This is a genomic window from Geobacillus thermoleovorans (genome assembly GCF_001610955.1).
Taxonomy (GTDB): Bacteria; Bacillota; Bacilli; order Bacillales; family Anoxybacillaceae; genus Geobacillus; species Geobacillus thermoleovorans.
Map to the genome: position 1 here is coordinate 1,074,483 of NZ_CP014335.1, position 17,223 is coordinate 1,091,705.

General features: G+C 56.5%; 14 protein-coding genes. 13 read left to right on the forward strand and 1 reads right to left on the reverse strand.

From position 1 onward, the window contains the following. Positions 1–109 precede the first annotated feature (109 nt). On the reverse strand, positions 110–1,849 hold the full coding sequence (locus GT3570_RS05455; RefSeq protein ID WP_020278160.1) for an Rqc2 family fibronectin-binding protein: 1,740 nt from the start codon (positions 1,847–1,849) through the stop codon (positions 110–112). Positions 1,850–2,163: 314 nt separating this feature from the next. Here GT3570_RS05455 and GT3570_RS05460 point away from each other — a divergent pair, with 314 nt between their 5' ends. From GT3570_RS05460 to pknB, 13 genes are all read left to right on the forward strand, one after another. Beyond that, on the forward strand, positions 2,164–4,836 hold the full coding sequence (locus tag GT3570_RS05460) for a cation-translocating P-type ATPase (protein ID WP_062898519.1): 2,673 nt from the start codon (positions 2,164–2,166) through the stop codon (positions 4,834–4,836). 88 nt (positions 4,837–4,924) lie between these two features. After that, on the forward strand, positions 4,925–5,800 hold the full coding sequence (locus GT3570_RS05465; protein ID WP_011230665.1) for a YicC/YloC family endoribonuclease: 876 nt from the start codon (positions 4,925–4,927) through the stop codon (positions 5,798–5,800). Positions 5,801–5,856: 56 nt separating this feature from the next. Continuing rightward, entirely contained in the window at positions 5,857–6,120 is a 264-nt protein-coding gene (remA, locus tag GT3570_RS05470; RefSeq protein ID WP_011230666.1) for an extracellular matrix/biofilm regulator RemA, read from the forward strand. A gap of 11 nt (positions 6,121–6,131) precedes the next feature. Further along, positions 6,132–6,749, forward strand: a complete 618-nt coding sequence (gene gmk / locus GT3570_RS05475; protein ID WP_011230667.1) for a guanylate kinase — start codon at positions 6,132–6,134, stop codon at positions 6,747–6,749. A gap of 2 nt (positions 6,750–6,751) precedes the next feature. Then, the gene (rpoZ, locus tag GT3570_RS05480; RefSeq protein ID WP_011230668.1) at positions 6,752–6,952 is read left to right on the forward strand and encodes a DNA-directed RNA polymerase subunit omega; all 201 of its coding nucleotides are present in this window, start codon (positions 6,752–6,754) and stop codon (positions 6,950–6,952) included. Positions 6,953–7,003: 51 nt separating this feature from the next. After that, positions 7,004–8,209: a bifunctional phosphopantothenoylcysteine decarboxylase/phosphopantothenate--cysteine ligase CoaBC gene (coaBC, locus tag GT3570_RS05485; RefSeq protein ID WP_021321693.1), complete on the forward strand. Its 1,206-nt coding sequence runs from the start codon at positions 7,004–7,006 to the stop codon at positions 8,207–8,209. After that, positions 8,206–10,611 (forward strand): primosomal protein N', encoded by a 2,406-nt coding sequence (gene priA, locus GT3570_RS05490; RefSeq protein ID WP_062898520.1) that lies wholly within the window; start codon positions 8,206–8,208, stop codon positions 10,609–10,611. The genes coaBC and priA overlap by 4 nt, the downstream gene beginning before the upstream one ends. A 16-nt stretch (positions 10,612–10,627) precedes the next feature. Then, positions 10,628–11,101, forward strand: a complete 474-nt coding sequence (gene def, locus GT3570_RS05495) for a peptide deformylase (protein WP_011230671.1) — start codon at positions 10,628–10,630, stop codon at positions 11,099–11,101. 6 nt (positions 11,102–11,107) lie between these two features. After that, positions 11,108–12,067, forward strand: a complete 960-nt coding sequence (fmt, locus tag GT3570_RS05500; RefSeq protein WP_014195414.1) for a methionyl-tRNA formyltransferase — start codon at positions 11,108–11,110, stop codon at positions 12,065–12,067. Continuing rightward, positions 12,054–13,388, forward strand: coding sequence for a 16S rRNA (cytosine(967)-C(5))-methyltransferase RsmB (gene rsmB, locus GT3570_RS05505; RefSeq protein ID WP_011230673.1), 1,335 nt, complete (start codon positions 12,054–12,056; stop codon positions 13,386–13,388). The genes fmt and rsmB overlap by 14 nt, the downstream gene beginning before the upstream one ends. Before the next feature lie 4 nt (positions 13,389–13,392). Further along, on the forward strand, positions 13,393–14,490 hold the full coding sequence (gene rlmN / locus GT3570_RS05510) for a dual-specificity RNA methyltransferase RlmN (RefSeq protein ID WP_011230674.1): 1,098 nt from the start codon (positions 13,393–13,395) through the stop codon (positions 14,488–14,490). A 5-nt stretch (positions 14,491–14,495) separates the two neighbouring features. Beyond that, on the forward strand, positions 14,496–15,245 hold the full coding sequence (locus GT3570_RS05515) for a Stp1/IreP family PP2C-type Ser/Thr phosphatase (protein ID WP_020278168.1): 750 nt from the start codon (positions 14,496–14,498) through the stop codon (positions 15,243–15,245). A gap of 5 nt (positions 15,246–15,250) precedes the next feature. Next, positions 15,251–17,221 (forward strand): Stk1 family PASTA domain-containing Ser/Thr kinase, encoded by a 1,971-nt coding sequence (pknB, locus tag GT3570_RS05520; protein WP_011230676.1) that lies wholly within the window; start codon positions 15,251–15,253, stop codon positions 17,219–17,221. Positions 17,222–17,223: the final 2 nt, after the last annotated feature.

Below are 17,223 nucleotides of genomic sequence, written 5' to 3' on the forward strand. Positions count from 1 at the left end.
GCTGGTCTTACAGACAGCCCGCTGTCTTTTATGCGGCACTAGACCGTTTCGGTTTGCGGGAGTTCGCGCAAATCGCCCGATGCCGTGTTGGGCGGCCATTGGGGCGCGTTTACGATGGTTTCGCCGCTTGTTCTTTTTGCCTCTGTTTCATGGTGCGGACGAGTTCTTCATCCGGTGTGACGTAGAGCGTTTGCTCGTTTTCGTAAATGACAAATCCCGGCTTGGCGCCGCTCGGTTTTTTTACATAGCGGATGCGCGTGTAGTCGACAGGCACGGAGCCGGAGTGGCGGGCCTTGCTGAAGTAGGCGGCAAGATTCGCCGCTTCCAAGAGCGTCTCGTCAGACGGCTGCTTGTTCCGGATGACGACGTGCGAGCCGGGAATGTTTTTCACATGCAGCCAAACATCGTCCTTATGGGCCAGCTTTGTTGTGAGATAATCGTTTTGTTTGTTGTTTTTGCCAACGAGTATTTCCGTGCCGTCGCTTGCGACGTAGCGGTCAAGCTCGGGCGCGGTTGGTTTGCGCTTTTTTGCTCCTTTCGCCGCGCGCGGGCGCAAATAGCCTTGTTCAATGAGCTCGTCGCGGATTTCCTCGACATCTTTCGGCGAGGCGGTTTCAAGCTGGCTTAAAATCGTGTCGCAATAGGCGATGTCTTCTTTCGTCCGCTCGATTTGTTCTTGAACGACGGCGAACGAGTTTTTCGCTTTTTGGTATTTTTGAAAGTACTGTTGCGCGTTCTCGGACGGCGATTTTTGCGGGTCGAGCGGAATGGTGATGGTGCCTCCGTTTTCGTCGTAGTAGTTTGCGACCTCGATTTCCGTCATGCCGCGCTTTATGGCGTACAAATGGGCGGTGAGCAGTTCGCCGTACAGTCGATAAACGTCGGCTTTCTTTGCTTCTTCGAGCGTCTGTTCGAGCTTTAGGAGCTTTTTCTCGTTTTTCGCCTTTTCGTTCGCCATGAGACGCTCGATGTCATGAGCTTGCTGCTTGACGCGGTCGCGCTCGGCCTTGCCGAAATAAAAGCGGTCCAATAGCTCGCTTGCGCTCGCAAACGGTTGGCCTTCGATTTGTAAGTGCTTAAGCGGCAACACGTAAAACCATTCTTTTTCCCCGTTCGTGTACATCATCGGGGCAAAGCGGCGGTGCCGAACGTCATCGATGAGCGCGAGGAAGCTTTTCGGCAGCGTCGTCCGGTTGGCGAGTCCAGCGCGGAACACCGCCTCATTGGCAAATAGCGGCGAAATGCCGCTGAAGGCGGAAACAAGCTGATGGGCGAGCTTGCCGGCGTGAAAGTCGATTTTTTTCAGCACCATTTCTTCCGTCGCCTCAAGCGGGTTCAGCTTGCCGTGCGTCGGTGGGGCGACGTACGGATGCCCGGGAAGCACCGTCCGGTAGCGGTTGACCGACGGCGGCAAATGTTTCAAGCTGTCGATGATCGTGTCGGTCGATGCATCAACGAGGATGATGTTGCTATGGCGGCCCATCACTTCAATGATGAGCCGCTTTGTCTGCACGTCGCCGAGTTCGTCGCGGCCTTTTGTGTCCATGACGATGATGCGGTCAAAATCGACTTGGCGGACCGCTTCGATGACGCTTCCTTCCAACTGTTTGCGCAGCCGCATGCAAAACATCGGCGGCTCGGATGGGTTGTTGTACGTTTCGTTTGTCAAATGGACGCGGGCGTACGTCGGATGCGCCGACAGCATCACTTTATGGTTATGGCCGCGGGCGCGCACAAGCAGCACGATCTCATACGCCGACGGCTGGTGGATTTTCGTGATCCGCCCGCCCGCAAGCGCCTCTTCGAGTTCACCGACAATGGCGTACGTAAACACTCCGTCAAAGGACATGGAAAACACCTTTCTATTTCGTTTGTTTGCTATTTCGATCTTACCATACGACCCGCCGTTTTGAACATTTCTTTGAATATTACCTGAAGACGGACGAAGATGCCCGACGAACATGTTGCATAAAATGGGGAGGCCCGCTTTTTTGACACGATTTTTTCCCTTATGGGGGAGATGGCGTGGCAAAGGGCCCCACGACTCCTTATGTTTGTGTCGCTAAACATCATGGCGGGGACTATCATTTTTTGGGACATGTATGAATAAGCATAGAGAAGCGGGAACGGCGTGCGAAAAAATGGAAGGACGGAGGGAGACAGATGCAATGGCATACGCTCGCGGCAAGCGATGTCGCGCACGAGACGAAGACGAATGTCAAGACCGGGCTTACTGCGGCGGAGGCGGAAAAACGGCTGCGGCAGTTCGGGTACAACGAGCTGGCGGAAGGGAAGAAGGAGTCGGCCATCGTTGTCTTTTTTCGCCAGTTTCAAGATTTTATGGTGCTTGTGTTGCTTTTGGCGACGGTGATTTCCGCGTTTTTAGGCGAGTATGTGGATGCGGTGGCGATTGTCGTCATCGTGATCATGAACGCCATCCTGGGGTTTATCCAGGAGCGGCGGGCGGAAAAGTCGCTTGCCGCCTTAAAACGGTTGTCCGCTCCACAAGCGGTTGTGTTGCGCGGCGGGGAGTGGGTGAAAGTCCCCACGCGCGAGCTTGTTGTCGGCGATGTGGTGAGACTTGCAAGCGGCGACCGGGTCGGGGCCGACATCCGCTTGATTGAGGCGGCCGGCCTGGAAATCGAGGAGTCGGCGCTGACGGGCGAATCAGTGCCGGTGGCCAAATCCGCCGCCCCGCTTCATACAGCACAGGCGTCGTTGGGCGATTTGCACAATATGGCGTTTATGGGGACGCTCGTGACAAGAGGGAATGGGGTCGGGATTGTCATCGCCACTGGGATGAAAACAGCGATGGGACAAATCGCAACGATGCTCGAAGAGGCGGATGCGGGGGCAACCCCGCTCCAGCGCCGGCTCGAGCAGCTTGGGAAAATTTTGCTTGTCGTCGCATTGGCGCTGACGGCAGCGGTCGTGGCCGTAGGTGTCATTCAAGGGCACGACCTGTATGAAATGTTTTTGGCTGGTGTGTCGCTCGCGGTCGCCGCCATTCCGGAGGGGTTGCCGGCCATTGTGACGGTCGTCTTGGCGCTTGGCGTGCAGCGGATGATCAAACGAAACGCCATCGTCCGCAAGCTTCCGGCGGTGGAAACGCTCGGCTGCGCTTCGGTCATTTGTTCCGACAAAACGGGGACGATGACGGAAAACATGATGACCGTCACGCAAGTATGGGCAGGCGGGCGGACATTTGCGGTAAGCGGCGTTGGTCTTGAAACGGATGGCGAGTTTTCTGAACGCGGCCGGACGGTTGATCCGAACCGCGTTCCCCAGCTCGCTCGCCTGTTGACAATGGGGGTGCTTTGCAATAGTTCGGAGTTGAAAGAGGAAAACGGCCGGCGTTACGTCGACGGCGATCCGACGGAAGGAGCGCTGCTGGTCGCGGCGGCCAAAGCTGGATTGGCGAAAGGAATGCTTTTGCGTGAGTACACGATCGAACAGGAGTTTCCGTTTGATTCCGAGCGGAAAATGATGACGGTGATCGTCCGCGACCGAAACGGCCGTCGGTTTGTCGTGACGAAAGGGGCGCCCGATGTGCTGCTTGAGCGGGCGGACCGCCTGGAATGGAACGGCCGCGAGCAGATGCTGACCCCGGCGTGGAAAGAAACGATCGAGAAGGCGATTCGCCAGATGGCGTCTTCCGCCTTGCGCACGATCGCCGTCGCGTATCGGCTGCTTGCGGAAACGGAACGGATCGAGTCGGAGAAGGATGCGGAGACAAAGCTTCGGTTCCTCGGCGTCGCCGGCATGATCGATCCGCCGCGCCCTGAGGTGAAGCAAGCAGTGGCGCGATGCAAAGAGGCAGGCATGAAAACGGTGATGATCACCGGCGATCATGTGTTGACAGCCACCGCCATCGCCAAACAGCTTGGCGTGCTGCCGCCTGGCGGAAAAGTGATGGATGGTGCGGCGTTGTCGAAGCTGTCGGTCGATGAGCTCGAACGCGTAGTTGATGAGATTTACGTGTTTGCCCGCGTCGCTCCGGAGCATAAGTTAAAAATTGTCAACGCCCTCAAGCGTCGCGGCCATATTGTTGCCATGACCGGCGACGGGGTGAACGATGCGCCCGCTCTGAAAGCAGCCGATATTGGCGTCGCCATGGGCCGGTCGGGGACAGAGGTGGCGAAAGAGGCGGCGTCGCTCGTTTTGTTGGATGACAACTTTGCGACGATTGAGGCCGCGATCGAAGAGGGGCGCAACATTTACGAAAACATTCGCAAGTTTATCCGCTACTTGCTTGCCTCGAACGTCGGGGAAATTCTCGTCATGTTGTTTGCGATGCTGCTTGCCTTGCCGCTGCCGCTCGTGCCGATTCAAATTTTATGGGTCAATCTTGTCACCGATGGTTTGCCAGCCATGGCGCTCGGGCTCGACCAACCAGAAGAAAACGTGATGAAGCGGCCGCCGCGCCGTCCCGATGAAGGGGTGTTCGCCCGCGGGCTCGGCTGGAAAATCGTAAGCCGCGGCTTTTTGATCGGCGTTGTTACGCTGGCTGCGTTTCTGACCGCCTATGAACGGAGCGGCGAGGATCTCGTTTACGCCCAGACGGCGGCGTTTGCGACGCTTGTGTTGGCCCAATTGATCCATGTGTTCGACTGCCGTTGCGACCATTCGGTTTTTGACCGCAGTCCGTTCGGGAACATATACCTTGTCGCGGCGGTGATCGTGTCGCTGCTTTTGCTCATTGTCGTCATCTATTACCCACCGCTTGCCGCAGTGTTCCATACGAAGCCGCTCGCAGCGGTCGATTGGCTGCTCATCATTGGCTTGTCCGCCTTGCCGACATTTTTGTTTGCAGGCTCGCTTTTTACGAGAAAATAAAAGGATGGATATGTTATAATAAAAAGGGTGATAGAGGAACGCTCTATGACCTTTTCTTTTTCATCAAGGCAACGACGGATGTGATGATATGGTTTACAGCATGACCGGCTTCGGCGCAAGCACAAAAAAAACGGATCGTTTGATGGTGGCGGTGGAAATGAAATCGGTCAACCACCGGTTTTGCGAAATTTCCATTCGCCTCCCTAGACAATGGCTCGTGTTTGAGGATAAAATAAAGAAAGCAATTTTGCCGTACGTGCGGCGCGGAAAAGTGGAAGTGTTCGTCACGATTGCCGGCGAAGGACTTGTAAAGCGGAACGTACATATTGATTGGGATTTGCTCAGCCAATATTGGGCCGGGTTGCAGGAGGCAGCAAAGCGATTTGCCGTTGACGGCAGCGTGACGGCGGCCGAGCTGCTTCGGCTTGATGGGGCGGTCGAAGTTGTGGAAGAGGAAGGAGCGAACGAGGAGGTCGAGCCGCTGCTTTTGACCGCTGTCGATGAAGCGGCAAAGGCACTTGTTGCCATGCGCCGGCGCGAAGGGGAGGCGCTTGCCGCGGATTTGCGCGCCCGTCTTCATGAAGTCGAAGCCGGGGTGGAAGCCATTGAACAGCGGGCGCCGCTTGTTATTGAACAATACCGCGAGCGGCTTGCGCGCCGCCTGCGCGAATGGGCGCCCGCTCCGGTCGATGAGGCGCGCCTGCTCACAGAAGTGGCGGTGTTTGCCGAAAAGGCGGACATTCATGAGGAATTGAAACGCATCCGCAGCCATTTGGCGCAAATGGCAGACGCCTTAGAAATGGACGAACCGATCGGGAGGAAGCTGGACTTTTTGGTGCAAGAGTTGAACCGGGAAGTCAACACGATCGGCGCCAAGGCAAACGACAGCCTGATTGCCGCGCAAGTCGTTGAGATGAAAAGCGTACTTGAGAAAATGCGCGAGCAAGTGCAAAACGTGGAATAACTGTTTAAAACGACTTATTGGCGGCAACAATATCGGATATGGCAGGTGGGCGTGTCATGATGATGAAATTTATCAATATCGGGTACGGAAACATGGTGTCAGCCGCCCGCATCATTACGATTGTCAGCCCTGATTCGGCGCCGATCAAACGAATCATTCAAGATGCGCGCGAAAGCGGCAAGCTTGTTGACGCGACGCACGGGCGGAGGACGCGCGCCGTCATCATTATGGACAGCGATCACGTCATTTTGTCGTCCGTGCAGCCGGAAACGGTGGCGAACCGCTTATATGGAAGCGACGATTTCTCCGAGGAAGGGTAGGGTTTTGGGCGTTGAAGAACGAACGTGGGTTGTTGATCGTCATGTCGGGTCCGTCTGGCGTTGGCAAAGGAACGGTGCGCAAGGCGCTGTTTTCACAGCCGGACATCAATCTTCATTATTCGGTGTCGGTCACGACGCGCAAGCCGCGCGAAGGCGAAGTGGAAGGCGTCGACTACTTCTTCCGCACGCGCGAGCAGTTTGAACAAATGATTCGGGAAAACAAGCTGCTCGAGTGGGCGGAATACGTCGGCAACTACTATGGCACGCCGATCGACTACGTGGAGAAGACGCTTGCCGAAGGGAAAGATGTGTTTTTAGAGATCGAAGTGCAGGGAGCGATGAAAGTACGGCGGGCGTTTCCAGAGGCGCTCTTCATTTTCCTTGCTCCGCCAAGCCTCACGGAGCTTGAAAAGCGGATCATGGGACGCGGCACCGAGTCGAAAGAGCTGATTGAAAATCGGCTGCGGGCGGCGAAAGAGGAGCTTGAAATGATGGACGAGTACGACTATGTCGTGGAAAATGATGAAGTGGAGCTCGCCTGCGAGCGGATCAAGGCGATCGTCATCGCCGAACATTGCCGGCGCGAACGCGTCGCCGAGCGATATAAACGGATGTTGGGGGTGGAATGACGATGCTGTATCCTTCCATCGATTTGCTGATGCAAAAAGTCGATTCGAAATACAAGCTCGTCACGGTGGTGGCCAAACGGGCGCGCGAGCTGCAGGACGGTGCGGAGTTGATGGTGAAAAAGCCGGTGTCGAAAAAATTTGTCGGCCAGGCGCTCGAGGAAATCGCTGGTGACAAGGTCGAATTAGTGGAGGAGGAAAAATAACAACCTAGCTTTAGGTTGTTATTTTTTTCAATGTCGGGGGGGGTGGCCAACATGATCAAGGGAAAACATATTTTGCTTTGTGTGACCGGGGGGGTGGCGGCGTACAAGGCGGCGGCGCTCACCAGCCAGTTGACCCAGCGCGGCGCTGAAGTAAAAGTGATCATGACAGAAGGGGCGTGCCAGTTCATTACACCGCTCACGTTTCAAGCTTTGTCGCGCCAGGAAGTGTATGTCGATACGTTTGCCGAAAACAACCCGGCCGTCATCGCCCATATCGATTTGGCGGACTGGGCTGATCTCGTTTTGGTCGCACCGGCGACGGCCAATACGATGGCGAAGCTGGCCGCCGGCATCGCCGACAATATGGTGACGACGACGATTTTGGCGACGAAAGCGCCCGTCTGGATTGCTCCGGCGATGAACGTCCATATGTATGAGCATCCGGCCGTCCAGGCGAACATTGAGCGGCTCTGCCAATTCGGCTACCGGTTCATCGAGCCGTCGGAAGGCTATTTGGCGTGCGGCTACATCGGCAAAGGGCGGCTGGAGGAGCCGGAGAACATCATCGCCCATATCGAGCGCTTTTTTGCCGGTGATCCGCCGCTGTTTCGCGGGAAGCGTGTGCTTGTCACCGCTGGGCCGACGCGGGAGAGGCTTGATCCAGTCCGCTATTTCTCCAACTATTCGAGCGGCAAAATGGGCTACGCCATCGCCGAAGCGGCGGCCCGCTTCGGCGCTTCGGTGACGCTTGTCTCCGGACCGACGGCGCTTTCTTCGCCCGATGGCGTCGAGACGGTGGCGGTTGAATCGGCGGAAGAGATGTATGAAGCGGTGATGGCTCGGTTTGCGGAAACGGACATCGTGATCAAGGCGGCGGCGGTCGCCGATTATCGGCCGAAATATGTGGCGGCGTCCAAAATCAAAAAGCAACCGGGTGATTATGTGGTGGAGATGGAGCGGACGGTGGACATCTTGAAAGCGCTTGGTGAGCGGAAAACGGGACAGATTTTAGTTGGATTTGCCGCTGAGACGGACAACCTTGAACAGTATGCGTTAAAAAAGCTTGAAGAAAAGCGGCTTGATATGGTCGTCGCCAACAATGTCACCGAAGAAGGGGCAGGGTTTGCCGGCGATACGAACATCGTCACCATCTTCCGCCGCGACGGCGTCGTTCGGCCGCTGCCGCTCATGACGAAACGCGAGGCGGCCGAGGAAATTTTAAAAGAAATTCACGCGTATATCGAGGCGATTCGATGAAAGTAGCATCCGTGATTGTCGATGTCCCGTCCCGGCAGACGGACCGCCCGTTTGATTATTTGATTCCGGAACGCTGGCAAGGCATCATCCAGCCGGGCATGCGGGTGACGGTGCCGTTTGGGGCGCGGCGTTTGCAAGGGTTTGTCGTTGATGTGAAAGACCATTCCGACATCAAACAACTGAAACCGATTGAGCATGTGCTTGATGTCGTGCCGGTGTTAAACGAAGAGCTGCTTGATCTTGGCCGCTATTTAACGGAAACGACGCTTTGTTTTGCCATTTCGGCGTACCAGGCGATGCTGCCGGCAGCGATGCGGGCGAAATATGAAAAAACGCTCCGTTTGACAGATGAAGAGAAGAGAGAGAGGTTGCCGGATGAGGTAAAGCCGCTGTTTGCCGGGCGGACGGAAGCCGCTTGGAAAGAGGTTGAGGCGGCCGGTTTATGGCGGGCGGCGCAAAAAGCGGTGCAGCAGGGCGTGCTCGAGGAGGTCTACAAGGTGAAAGAAAAAGCGGGCAAGAAAACGGTGAAGCACGCCGCTCTTGCCATTCCATCGGAACAGGCGAAACAGGAGCTCGGGTCGCTGCCGGCAAGACAAAAAGAGGTGCTTTCATTTTTGCTTGAAAAAGGGAAGGCGGCGTCGGTTGCCGAACTGCAAGCGGTGCTTGGCGTCTCCTCAGCGCCGCTGAAAGCGCTCGTCGACAAAGGATTTGTGGTGCTGAACGATGTCGAGGTGTACCGCGACCCGTACGAGCATCGCACGTTTCAGCCGAGCGAGCCGCCGGCGCTCACCCAGGCGCAAGAGGCGGCGTTGGCGAAGATCGCCGCTTCGGTGCGCGCTGGGGAGCATCGCACGTTTTTGCTGTATGGCGTCACCGGCAGCGGGAAGACGGAAGTGTATATGCAGGCGATTGATGAAGCGTTGCGCCAAGGAAAGGAAGCGATCGTTCTCGTGCCGGAAATTTCGCTGACGCCGCAAATGGTCGAGCGCTTCAAAAGCCGGTTCGGCTCGAAAGTAGCGGTGCTTCACAGCGGGCTGTCGGTCGGCGAAAAATATGACGAATGGCGGAAAATTCACCGGAAAGAAGTGCAGCTTGTCGTCGGTGCGCGTTCGGCTGTGTTTGCCCCATTTGAAAACTTAGGGATGATCATCATCGATGAGGAGCATGAGACGAGCTACAAGCAAGAAGAAATGCCGCGCTATCATGCGCGCGATGTCGCCATTTACCGCGCTCGCCGCCACAGCTGCCCGGTCGTGCTTGGCAGCGCCACCCCCTCGCTTGAGACGTTCGCCCGCGCCGCCAAAGGGGTGTACGAGCTGCTCGAGCTGCCGGAGCGCATCAGCGACCGCGGCCTGCCGGACGTTCATGTCGTCGATATGCGCGAGGAGCTGCGAAGCGGCAACCGTTCGATGTTTTCACGCCGGTTGCTTGACGAATTGCGCCGCCGGCTTGAGCGCGGCGAGCAGGCAGTGTTGCTGTTGAATCGACGCGGTTATTCGACGTTTGTCATGTGCCGCAGCTGCGGCTATGTCATCCGCTGTCCGCACTGCGACATTTCGTTGACGTACCATCGCGCCGGCGAGCGGATGAAATGCCATTATTGCGGGCATGAAGAGCCGCTTGTCCCTCGCTGTCCATCGTGCGGAAGCGAACACATCCGCTTTTTCGGGACCGGCACGCAAAAAGTGGAAGAAGAACTGACGAGGTTGCTGCCGAAAGCGCGCGTCATCCGCATGGATGTCGACACGACCGGCCGCAAAGGGGCGCATGAAGAGCTGCTTTCCCGTTTTGCCGCCAAGGAAGCCGATATTTTGCTCGGCACGCAAATGATCGCCAAAGGACTTGATTTTCCGAACGTCACGCTTGTTGGTGTGCTGGCGGCCGACACGATGCTTCATTTGCCCGATTTCCGCGCCGCGGAAAAAACGTTCCAGCTGTTGACGCAAGTGAGCGGGCGCGCCGGGCGGCACGAGCTGCCCGGCGAAGTCATCATTCAGACGTATACGCCTGACCACTACAGCATTGAACTGGCCGCCCGCCACGACTACCGCGCCTTTTACCAGCGGGAGATGGCGCTGCGCAAAGCGCACGGCTATCCGCCGTACTATTATTTGACGCTCATTACCGCCGCCCACGAAGAGGCGCCGGCTGCGGCCAAAGCGGCGGAAAAGATCGCCGCCTATTTGCGCAAGCATCTGTCGCACGAAGCGGTCGTTCTCGGCCCGGTTGCCTCGCCAATCGCCCGTCTTCACGATAGATATCGCTACCAATGCATGATAAAATACAAACGGGAGCCGAATTTGACCGCGGCGCTCAAGGCGGTCATCGACCGCTACCAAGCCGATGCCGCCCATGGCGGAGTGACGATTACGGTCGACACGAATCCGTATATGATGATGTGAAGATGGAGGAATGACATTGGCCGTTTTGTCGATTGTGATGCATCCAAATCCAATTTTGGAACAGCCGTGCGCGCCGGTGACGATATTTGACCGTCGGCTCGGGCGGCTGCTTGACGATATGTATGAAACGATGCTTGCCGCTGACGGGGTGGGCCTAGCTGCCCCGCAAATCGGCGTCGCGGAACAGGTTGCGGTCGTTGATGTCGGAGATGAGCACGGACGCATTGAGCTCATCAACCCGGTCGTGATCGAGGCGCGCGGCGAACAAGTGGATGTTGAAGGCTGTTTGAGCTTTCCTGGTTTGTTTGGCGAAGTGCCGCGCGCGAAATTTGTGAAAGTGCGGGCGCAAAACCGGCGCGGCCGCCCGTTTACGCTTTCCGCGACCGGTTTTTTGGCGCGCGCCCTGCAGCATGAAATCGACCATTTGCACGGCGTGCTGTTTACGTCGAAAGTGATTCGATATTGCGATCTTGAAGAATTGGAAGGATAGATGCCAATGACGAACATTGTGTTTATGGGAACACCTGACTTTGCCGTGCCGATTTTGCGCCAGCTGCTTGATGACGGTTATCATGTTGCAGCGGTCGTCACCCAGCCGGATAAGCCAAAAGGGCGGAAGCGCGAGCCCGTTCCGCCCCCGGTGAAAGTGGAAGCGGAGCGCCGCGGCATCCCGGTGCTGCAGCCGACAAAAATTCGCGAGCCGGAGCAATACGAACAAGTGCTGGCGTTTGCGCCCGATTTGATTGTCACGGCTGCGTTCGGGCAAATTTTGCCGAAAGCGCTGCTTGATGCACCAAAATACGGCTGCATCAACGTCCATGCCTCGCTTCTGCCCGAGCTGCGCGGCGGGGCGCCGATCCATTACGCCATTTGGCAAGGGAAAACGAAAACGGGCGTCACGATCATGTATATGGTGGAGCGGTTGGACGCCGGCGACATGTTAGCGCAAGTCGAAGTGCCGATTGCCGAAACGGATACGGTCGGCACGCTCCATGATAAATTGAGCGCCGCCGGGGCTAAACTACTATCAGAAACGCTTCCACTTTTATTGGAAGGAAACATTGCGCCCGTTCCGCAAGATGAGGAGAAAGCGACGTATGCGCCGAACATTCGCCGCGAGCAGGAGCGGATCGATTGGACGCAGCCCGGCGAAGCCATTTACAACCATATTCGCGCCTTCCATCCGTGGCCGGTCACGTATACAACGCAGGATGGGCACATTTGGAAGGTTTGGTGGGGTGAAAAAGTGCCGGCGCCCCGTTCGGCGCCGCCGGGCACGATTTTGGCGCTCGAGGAAAACGGCATTGTCGTGGCCACCGGCAATGAGACAGCCATTCGCATCACCGAATTGCAGCCGGCCGGAAAAAAACGGATGGCGGCGGGCGAATTTTTGCGCGGCGCCGGCAGCCGGCTGGCGGTCGGCATGAAGCTAGGAGAGGATCATGAACGTACGTGAACTTGCTTTAGATACGCTGTTAGCCATTGAACAAAAAGGAGCGTACAGTCATTTGCAATTAAACGAAGCCATTCAAAAAGGACGCCTTGACGGGCGCGATGCGGCGCTGTTGACCGAGATTGTCTACGGCACGGTGCAACGGCGCGACACGCTCGATTATTATTTGGCGCCGTTTTTGCGCAAGGCGCGCCGGCTTGAGCCGTGGGTGCGCGTGCTTCTTCGGTTGACGCTGTATCAAATGGTGTATTTGGATCGTGTTCCCGACCGCGCCGCCGTCTTTGAAGCGGTTGAAATCGCCAAACGGCGCGGCCATCGCGGCATTGCTTCACTTGTCAACGGCGTATTGCGGGCCATCGGCCGCGAGGGGCTGCCGTCGATCGAGGCGGTTGATGACGCGGGCAAGCGGCTCGCCCTTGCCACCAGCCATCCCGAGTGGCTCGTTCGGCGCTGGATCCAGCAATATGGTTATGAAGAAGCGGCGCGCATGTGCGAGACGAATTTGCGCCCGCCGCAATCAACGGCCCGCGTCAACCGGCTGCGTGCGACTGTCGAAGAAGCGCTTGAGCGGCTGCGCGCTGAAGGGATGCAGGCAATCCCTGGCCATGTCGCTCCGGAGGCCATCCGGGCGGAAAAAGGGAATTTGGCTCATACGGAGACGTTTCGCGCCGGTTGGCTGACGATTCAAGATGAAAGCTCAATGCTTGTCGCTCGAGCGCTCGACCCAGCCCCCGGCGAGCGGGTGCTTGACTGCTGCGCGGCGCCGGGCGGGAAAACAACCCATATCGCCGAGCGGATGGACGGGCGCGGCGAGGTCGTTGCTGTTGATATCCACGAACGTAAGGTAATGATGATCGAACAGCAGGCCAAGCGGCTCGGGCTTGACAACGTTGCGACGCTCGCCCTTGACAGCCGCCGGCTCGGCGAGCGGTTTGCCCCGGAATCGTTTGACCGCGTTTTGGTCGATGCGCCGTGCACTGGATTCGGCGTCATTCGCCGCAAACCGGAGATCAAATATACGAAAGGGAAAGACGCCATCGCCGCGCTTGTCGAGATTCAGCAAGCCATTTTGCGGGCGGCCGCCCCGCTTTTGAAAAAAGGCGGTACGCTTGTCTACAGCACATGCACGGTGGAGCGCGAGGAAAATGAAGAAGCCATCGCCCGCTTTTTAGCGGATCATCCGGACTTTTTCCTCGACGCCAGCCTTGCCGAACGGATGCCGGAACCGGTGCGGCCGCATGTGAAAGGCGGCATGTTGCAGCTTTTGCCGCATCATTTTGACTCTGACGGGTTTTTTATCGCCCGACTGCGAAAGAAGGTGTAAAAGCATGGAAATGGTTCGTCCGGCTGCCCGCCGCTCTGTCGGCGAAACGCAGCCTCCGTTGCCATCGATTTATTCGCTCACGCTAGACGAATTGAAGGAATGGCTTGTCGCTCAAGGCGAAAAGCCGTTTCGGGCCACGCAAATTTACGAGTGGCTGTATCAAAACCGTGTCACCGATTTTGCCGACATGACGAATTTGCCGAAGCGGCTGCGCGAACAGCTAGCGTCATCGTTTTCGATCACGACGTTGAAAACCGTGGTCAAACAAACGTCTAAAGACGGAACGATCAAATTTTTGTTTGAGCTCCATGACGGCTATTCGATCGAGACGGTGCTCATGCGTCATAACTACGGCAATTCGGTGTGCGTCACGACGCAAGTCGGCTGCCGCATCGGCTGCACGTTTTGCGCTTCGACGCTCGGCGGACTGAAGCGTCATTTAGAGGCGGGCGAGATCGTCGCCCAAGTCGTGCAAGTGCAAAAGGCGCTCGATGACACGAATGAACGCGTCAGCAGCATCGTCGTCATGGGCATCGGCGAGCCGTTCGACAACTACGATGCGCTCATCAAGTTTTTGCGCATCGTCAATCACCCAAAAGGGTTGAACATTGGCGCCCGCCATATCACCGTTTCCACCAGCGGCATCATCCCAAAAATTTACCAATTTGCCGATGAAGGAATGCAAATCAACTTCGCCATTTCGTTGCATGCACCGACGAATGAGCTGCGGACGAAACTCATGCCGATCAATAAAGCGTACCCGCTGCCCAAGTTGATGGAGGCGGTTCGGTATTACATTGAAAAAACCGGCCGGCGCGTGACGTTTGAATACGGATTGTTCGGCGGGGTGAACGACCAGCTTGAGCACGCCGAGCAGTTGGCCGAGCTGATTAAAGGGCTGAAATGCCATGTGAATTTGATTCCGGTTAACTACGTGCCGGAGCGCAACTATGTGCGCACGCCGCGCAGCCAAATTTTCGCCTTTGAACGGGCGTTGAAAAAACATGGAATCAATGTCACCATTCGCCGCGAACATGGACACGACATCGATGCCGCCTGCGGACAGCTTCGCGCGAAGGAGCGAAAAGAGGAGACGAGGTGAATCGGATGCGAGCCGTTTTCCGAACTGACATCGGCCAAATTCGCGAACATAACGAAGACAGCGGCGGCGTATTTGTCAATCAAAGCGGCCAATATTTAGCGGTCGTCGCTGACGGGATGGGCGGCCATCGCGCCGGTGATGTGGCCAGTTCCATGGCGGTGGCGTATTTGCAGGAGCGATGGGAGAAAGAGAGTGGCCTTGCTTCACCGGCTGAGGCGGAGCAATGGCTCAAGACGCAAATTGCGGCGGCGAACGAACAACTGTTTCGCCATGCCTGTTCCCACCCGGAATGTCAAGGAATGGGGACGACGGTCGTCGCCGCCGTTTGCGCTAATTCGTTTGCGACGGTTGCCCATATCGGCGACAGCCGCTGCTACGTGCTCAACAAAAGCGGAATTCAGCAGCTGACCGACGACCATTCGTTGGTCAATGAGCTCGTCAAAAGCGGGCAACTTTCGAAAGAAGCGGCTGAGCATCATCCGCGCAAAAACGTGCTGTTGCGGGCGCTTGGCACGGAACCGGCGGTGAAAATCGACGTGAAAACAGTGGCGCTCGACGAGGGCGACATGTTGTTGTTATGTTCGGACGGGTTGTCCAATAAAGTGCCGGAAGCGGACATGATACATATTTTGACGGGTGCCGGCACGCTGGAAGAGAAGGCGGAGGCGCTTATCCAGCTCGCCAACGGGCGGGGCGGAGAAGACAACATTTCGCTGGCGGTCATCGATGTTTCAGCGGAACGTGAAGGTGGGTGATCGGCGTGCTCATTGGAAAGCGATTGAATGACCGCTATAAAATCATCAGCCTCATCGGCGGCGGCGGCATGGCCAACGTGTATTTGGCCCGCGATATGATTTTGGAACGCGATGTTGCTGTCAAAGTGCTCCGCCTTGATTTTGCCAATGATGATCAGTTCATCAAACGGTTCCGCCGCGAGGCGCAAGCGGCGACGAGCTTAAACCATGAACATATCGTCTCCATTTATGACGTCGGCGAAGAGGAAGGCGTCTATTACATCGTCATGGAATATGTGCGCGGCGCGACGCTGAAGCAATACATCCAGCAGCACGCTCCGCTTCCGGTCGAACGGGCGCTTGGCATCATGGACCAGCTGACATCAGCGATCGCCCATGCCCATGAGAACGGCATCATCCATCGCGACATTAAACCGCAAAACATTTTGCTTGATGAGCACGGCAATGTGAAAGTGACCGACTTCGGCATCGCTGTGGCGATGAGCGGCACGACGATCACGCAGACCAACTCGGTGCTCGGTTCGGTTCATTATTTGTCGCCGGAGCAGGCGCGCGGGGGCATCGCTACTGAAAAATCAGACATTTATTCACTCGGCATTGTCATGTTTGAACTCGTCACCGGTCGGCTGCCGTTTTCCGGCGAATCAGCCGTTTCGATCGTGTTGAAGCACTTGCAGGCGGAAACGCCGTCGCCGAAGGCGTGGAATCCGGACATCCCGCAAAGTGTGGAAAACATTATTTTAAAAGCGACGGCGAAAGACCCGTTTTACCGCTACCAATCCGCGCGCGAAATGAACGAGGACATTCGGACAGCGCTGGATCCAAGGCGGCGCAATGAGCCGAAATTTACCATACCCGATGACGATGAGGAAGCGACGAAAGCCATTCCGATGATCAAACATGCGGAAAGCGCGGCGTTGGAGCAAGAGACGCTTGTGTACGAGGAAAAAACGAGCGAACCGGTTCATACGACGGGCGAACCGAAACCGAAGCGGAAACGGGTATGGATTGCCTGGCTTGTGGCTGCCTTGCTGTTCATTGGAGCTGCCGGCATCAGCGCGGTCACATGGATTCCGGACCTCATTTTTCCAAAAGAAGTGACGATGCCGAACGTGGTCAACAAAAACTATGATGACGCTGTTGAACAGCTGTCGTCGCTCGGTTTGGAAATCAAAGATACGATCGATGTAGAAGATGATCAAATCGAAGAAGGAAAAGTCGTGCGCACCGATCCAGAAGCCGGCATGACGGTGAAGAAAGGTGCCGGCGTCATTATTTATAAAAGCATTGGAAAAAAGAAAATCGAATTTCCAAGCTTCATTGGCGATGATATTGCTGCGGCGGAGGAGGAGCTGCGCGCCGAAGGATTTACCCGCATCACACGCAGCGGCCGCTACAGCGACAAGCCGGAAGGGACGATTTTGGATCAATACCCGTACGCCGGTGATGAAGTCGTGCCTGATGAAACGGAAGTGATGTTCACCGTCAGCCTCGGGCCGGAGAAGGTCACCGTTAAAGATTTGACTGGCTATACGGAAAAAAGCGTGCGCGACTACGGCGCGGATCAAGGGCTGCGCATTGACGTGAAGTACGAGTATTCGGACGAGGTGCCAGAAGGGCTTGTCATTTCGCAAACTCCAGCGGCGAACGAGCGGGTAAAAAAAGGGGAAACCATCACAGTCGTCATTTCCCGCGGGCCGGAGCCGAAGCCGTCCAAAACGGTAGTGAAAGAGATTATGATCCCATATGAACCGGCGATGCCGGGGCAAATGGTTGAAGCCCAGCTTTACATCCAAGATGCCACCCACAATATGTCAACGCCATACAAAACATACCGGCTGACGGCGCCAGCGACCGAGATGGTCGAGTTTGAAATTCCATATGGGGAGACCGCTTATTACCGCGTCATTGTCAACAATGTCGTCAAAGAGGAAGGATCGATCCCGTACCCAGAAAATAACGGAAAAAAGGGGTGAGG

What these genes read in the sequence shown, in the direction of transcription:
- GT3570_RS05455 (WP_020278160.1), bottom strand. Translation starts at nt 1,849, where the DNA reads ATGTCCTTTGACGGAGTGTTTACGTACGCCATTGTCGGTGAACTCGAA.
- remA (WP_011230666.1), top strand. Translation starts at nt 5,857, where the DNA reads ATGATGATGAAATTTATCAATATCGGGTACGGAAACATGGTGTCAGCC.
- priA (WP_062898520.1), top strand. Translation starts at nt 8,206, where the DNA reads ATGAAAGTAGCATCCGTGATTGTCGATGTCCCGTCCCGGCAGACGGAC.
- fmt (WP_014195414.1), top strand. Translation starts at nt 11,108, where the DNA reads ATGACGAACATTGTGTTTATGGGAACACCTGACTTTGCCGTGCCGATT.
- GT3570_RS05515 (WP_020278168.1), top strand. Translation starts at nt 14,496, where the DNA reads ATGCGAGCCGTTTTCCGAACTGACATCGGCCAAATTCGCGAACATAAC.
- GT3570_RS05465 (WP_011230665.1), top strand. Translation starts at nt 4,925, where the DNA reads ATGGTTTACAGCATGACCGGCTTCGGCGCAAGCACAAAAAAAACGGAT.
- rlmN (WP_011230674.1), top strand. Translation starts at nt 13,393, where the DNA reads ATGGAAATGGTTCGTCCGGCTGCCCGCCGCTCTGTCGGCGAAACGCAG.
- GT3570_RS05460 (WP_062898519.1), top strand. Translation starts at nt 2,164, where the DNA reads ATGCAATGGCATACGCTCGCGGCAAGCGATGTCGCGCACGAGACGAAG.
- rsmB (WP_011230673.1), top strand. Translation starts at nt 12,054, where the DNA reads ATGAACGTACGTGAACTTGCTTTAGATACGCTGTTAGCCATTGAACAA.
- rpoZ (WP_011230668.1), top strand. Translation starts at nt 6,752, where the DNA reads ATGCTGTATCCTTCCATCGATTTGCTGATGCAAAAAGTCGATTCGAAA.
- coaBC (WP_021321693.1), top strand. Translation starts at nt 7,004, where the DNA reads ATGATCAAGGGAAAACATATTTTGCTTTGTGTGACCGGGGGGGTGGCG.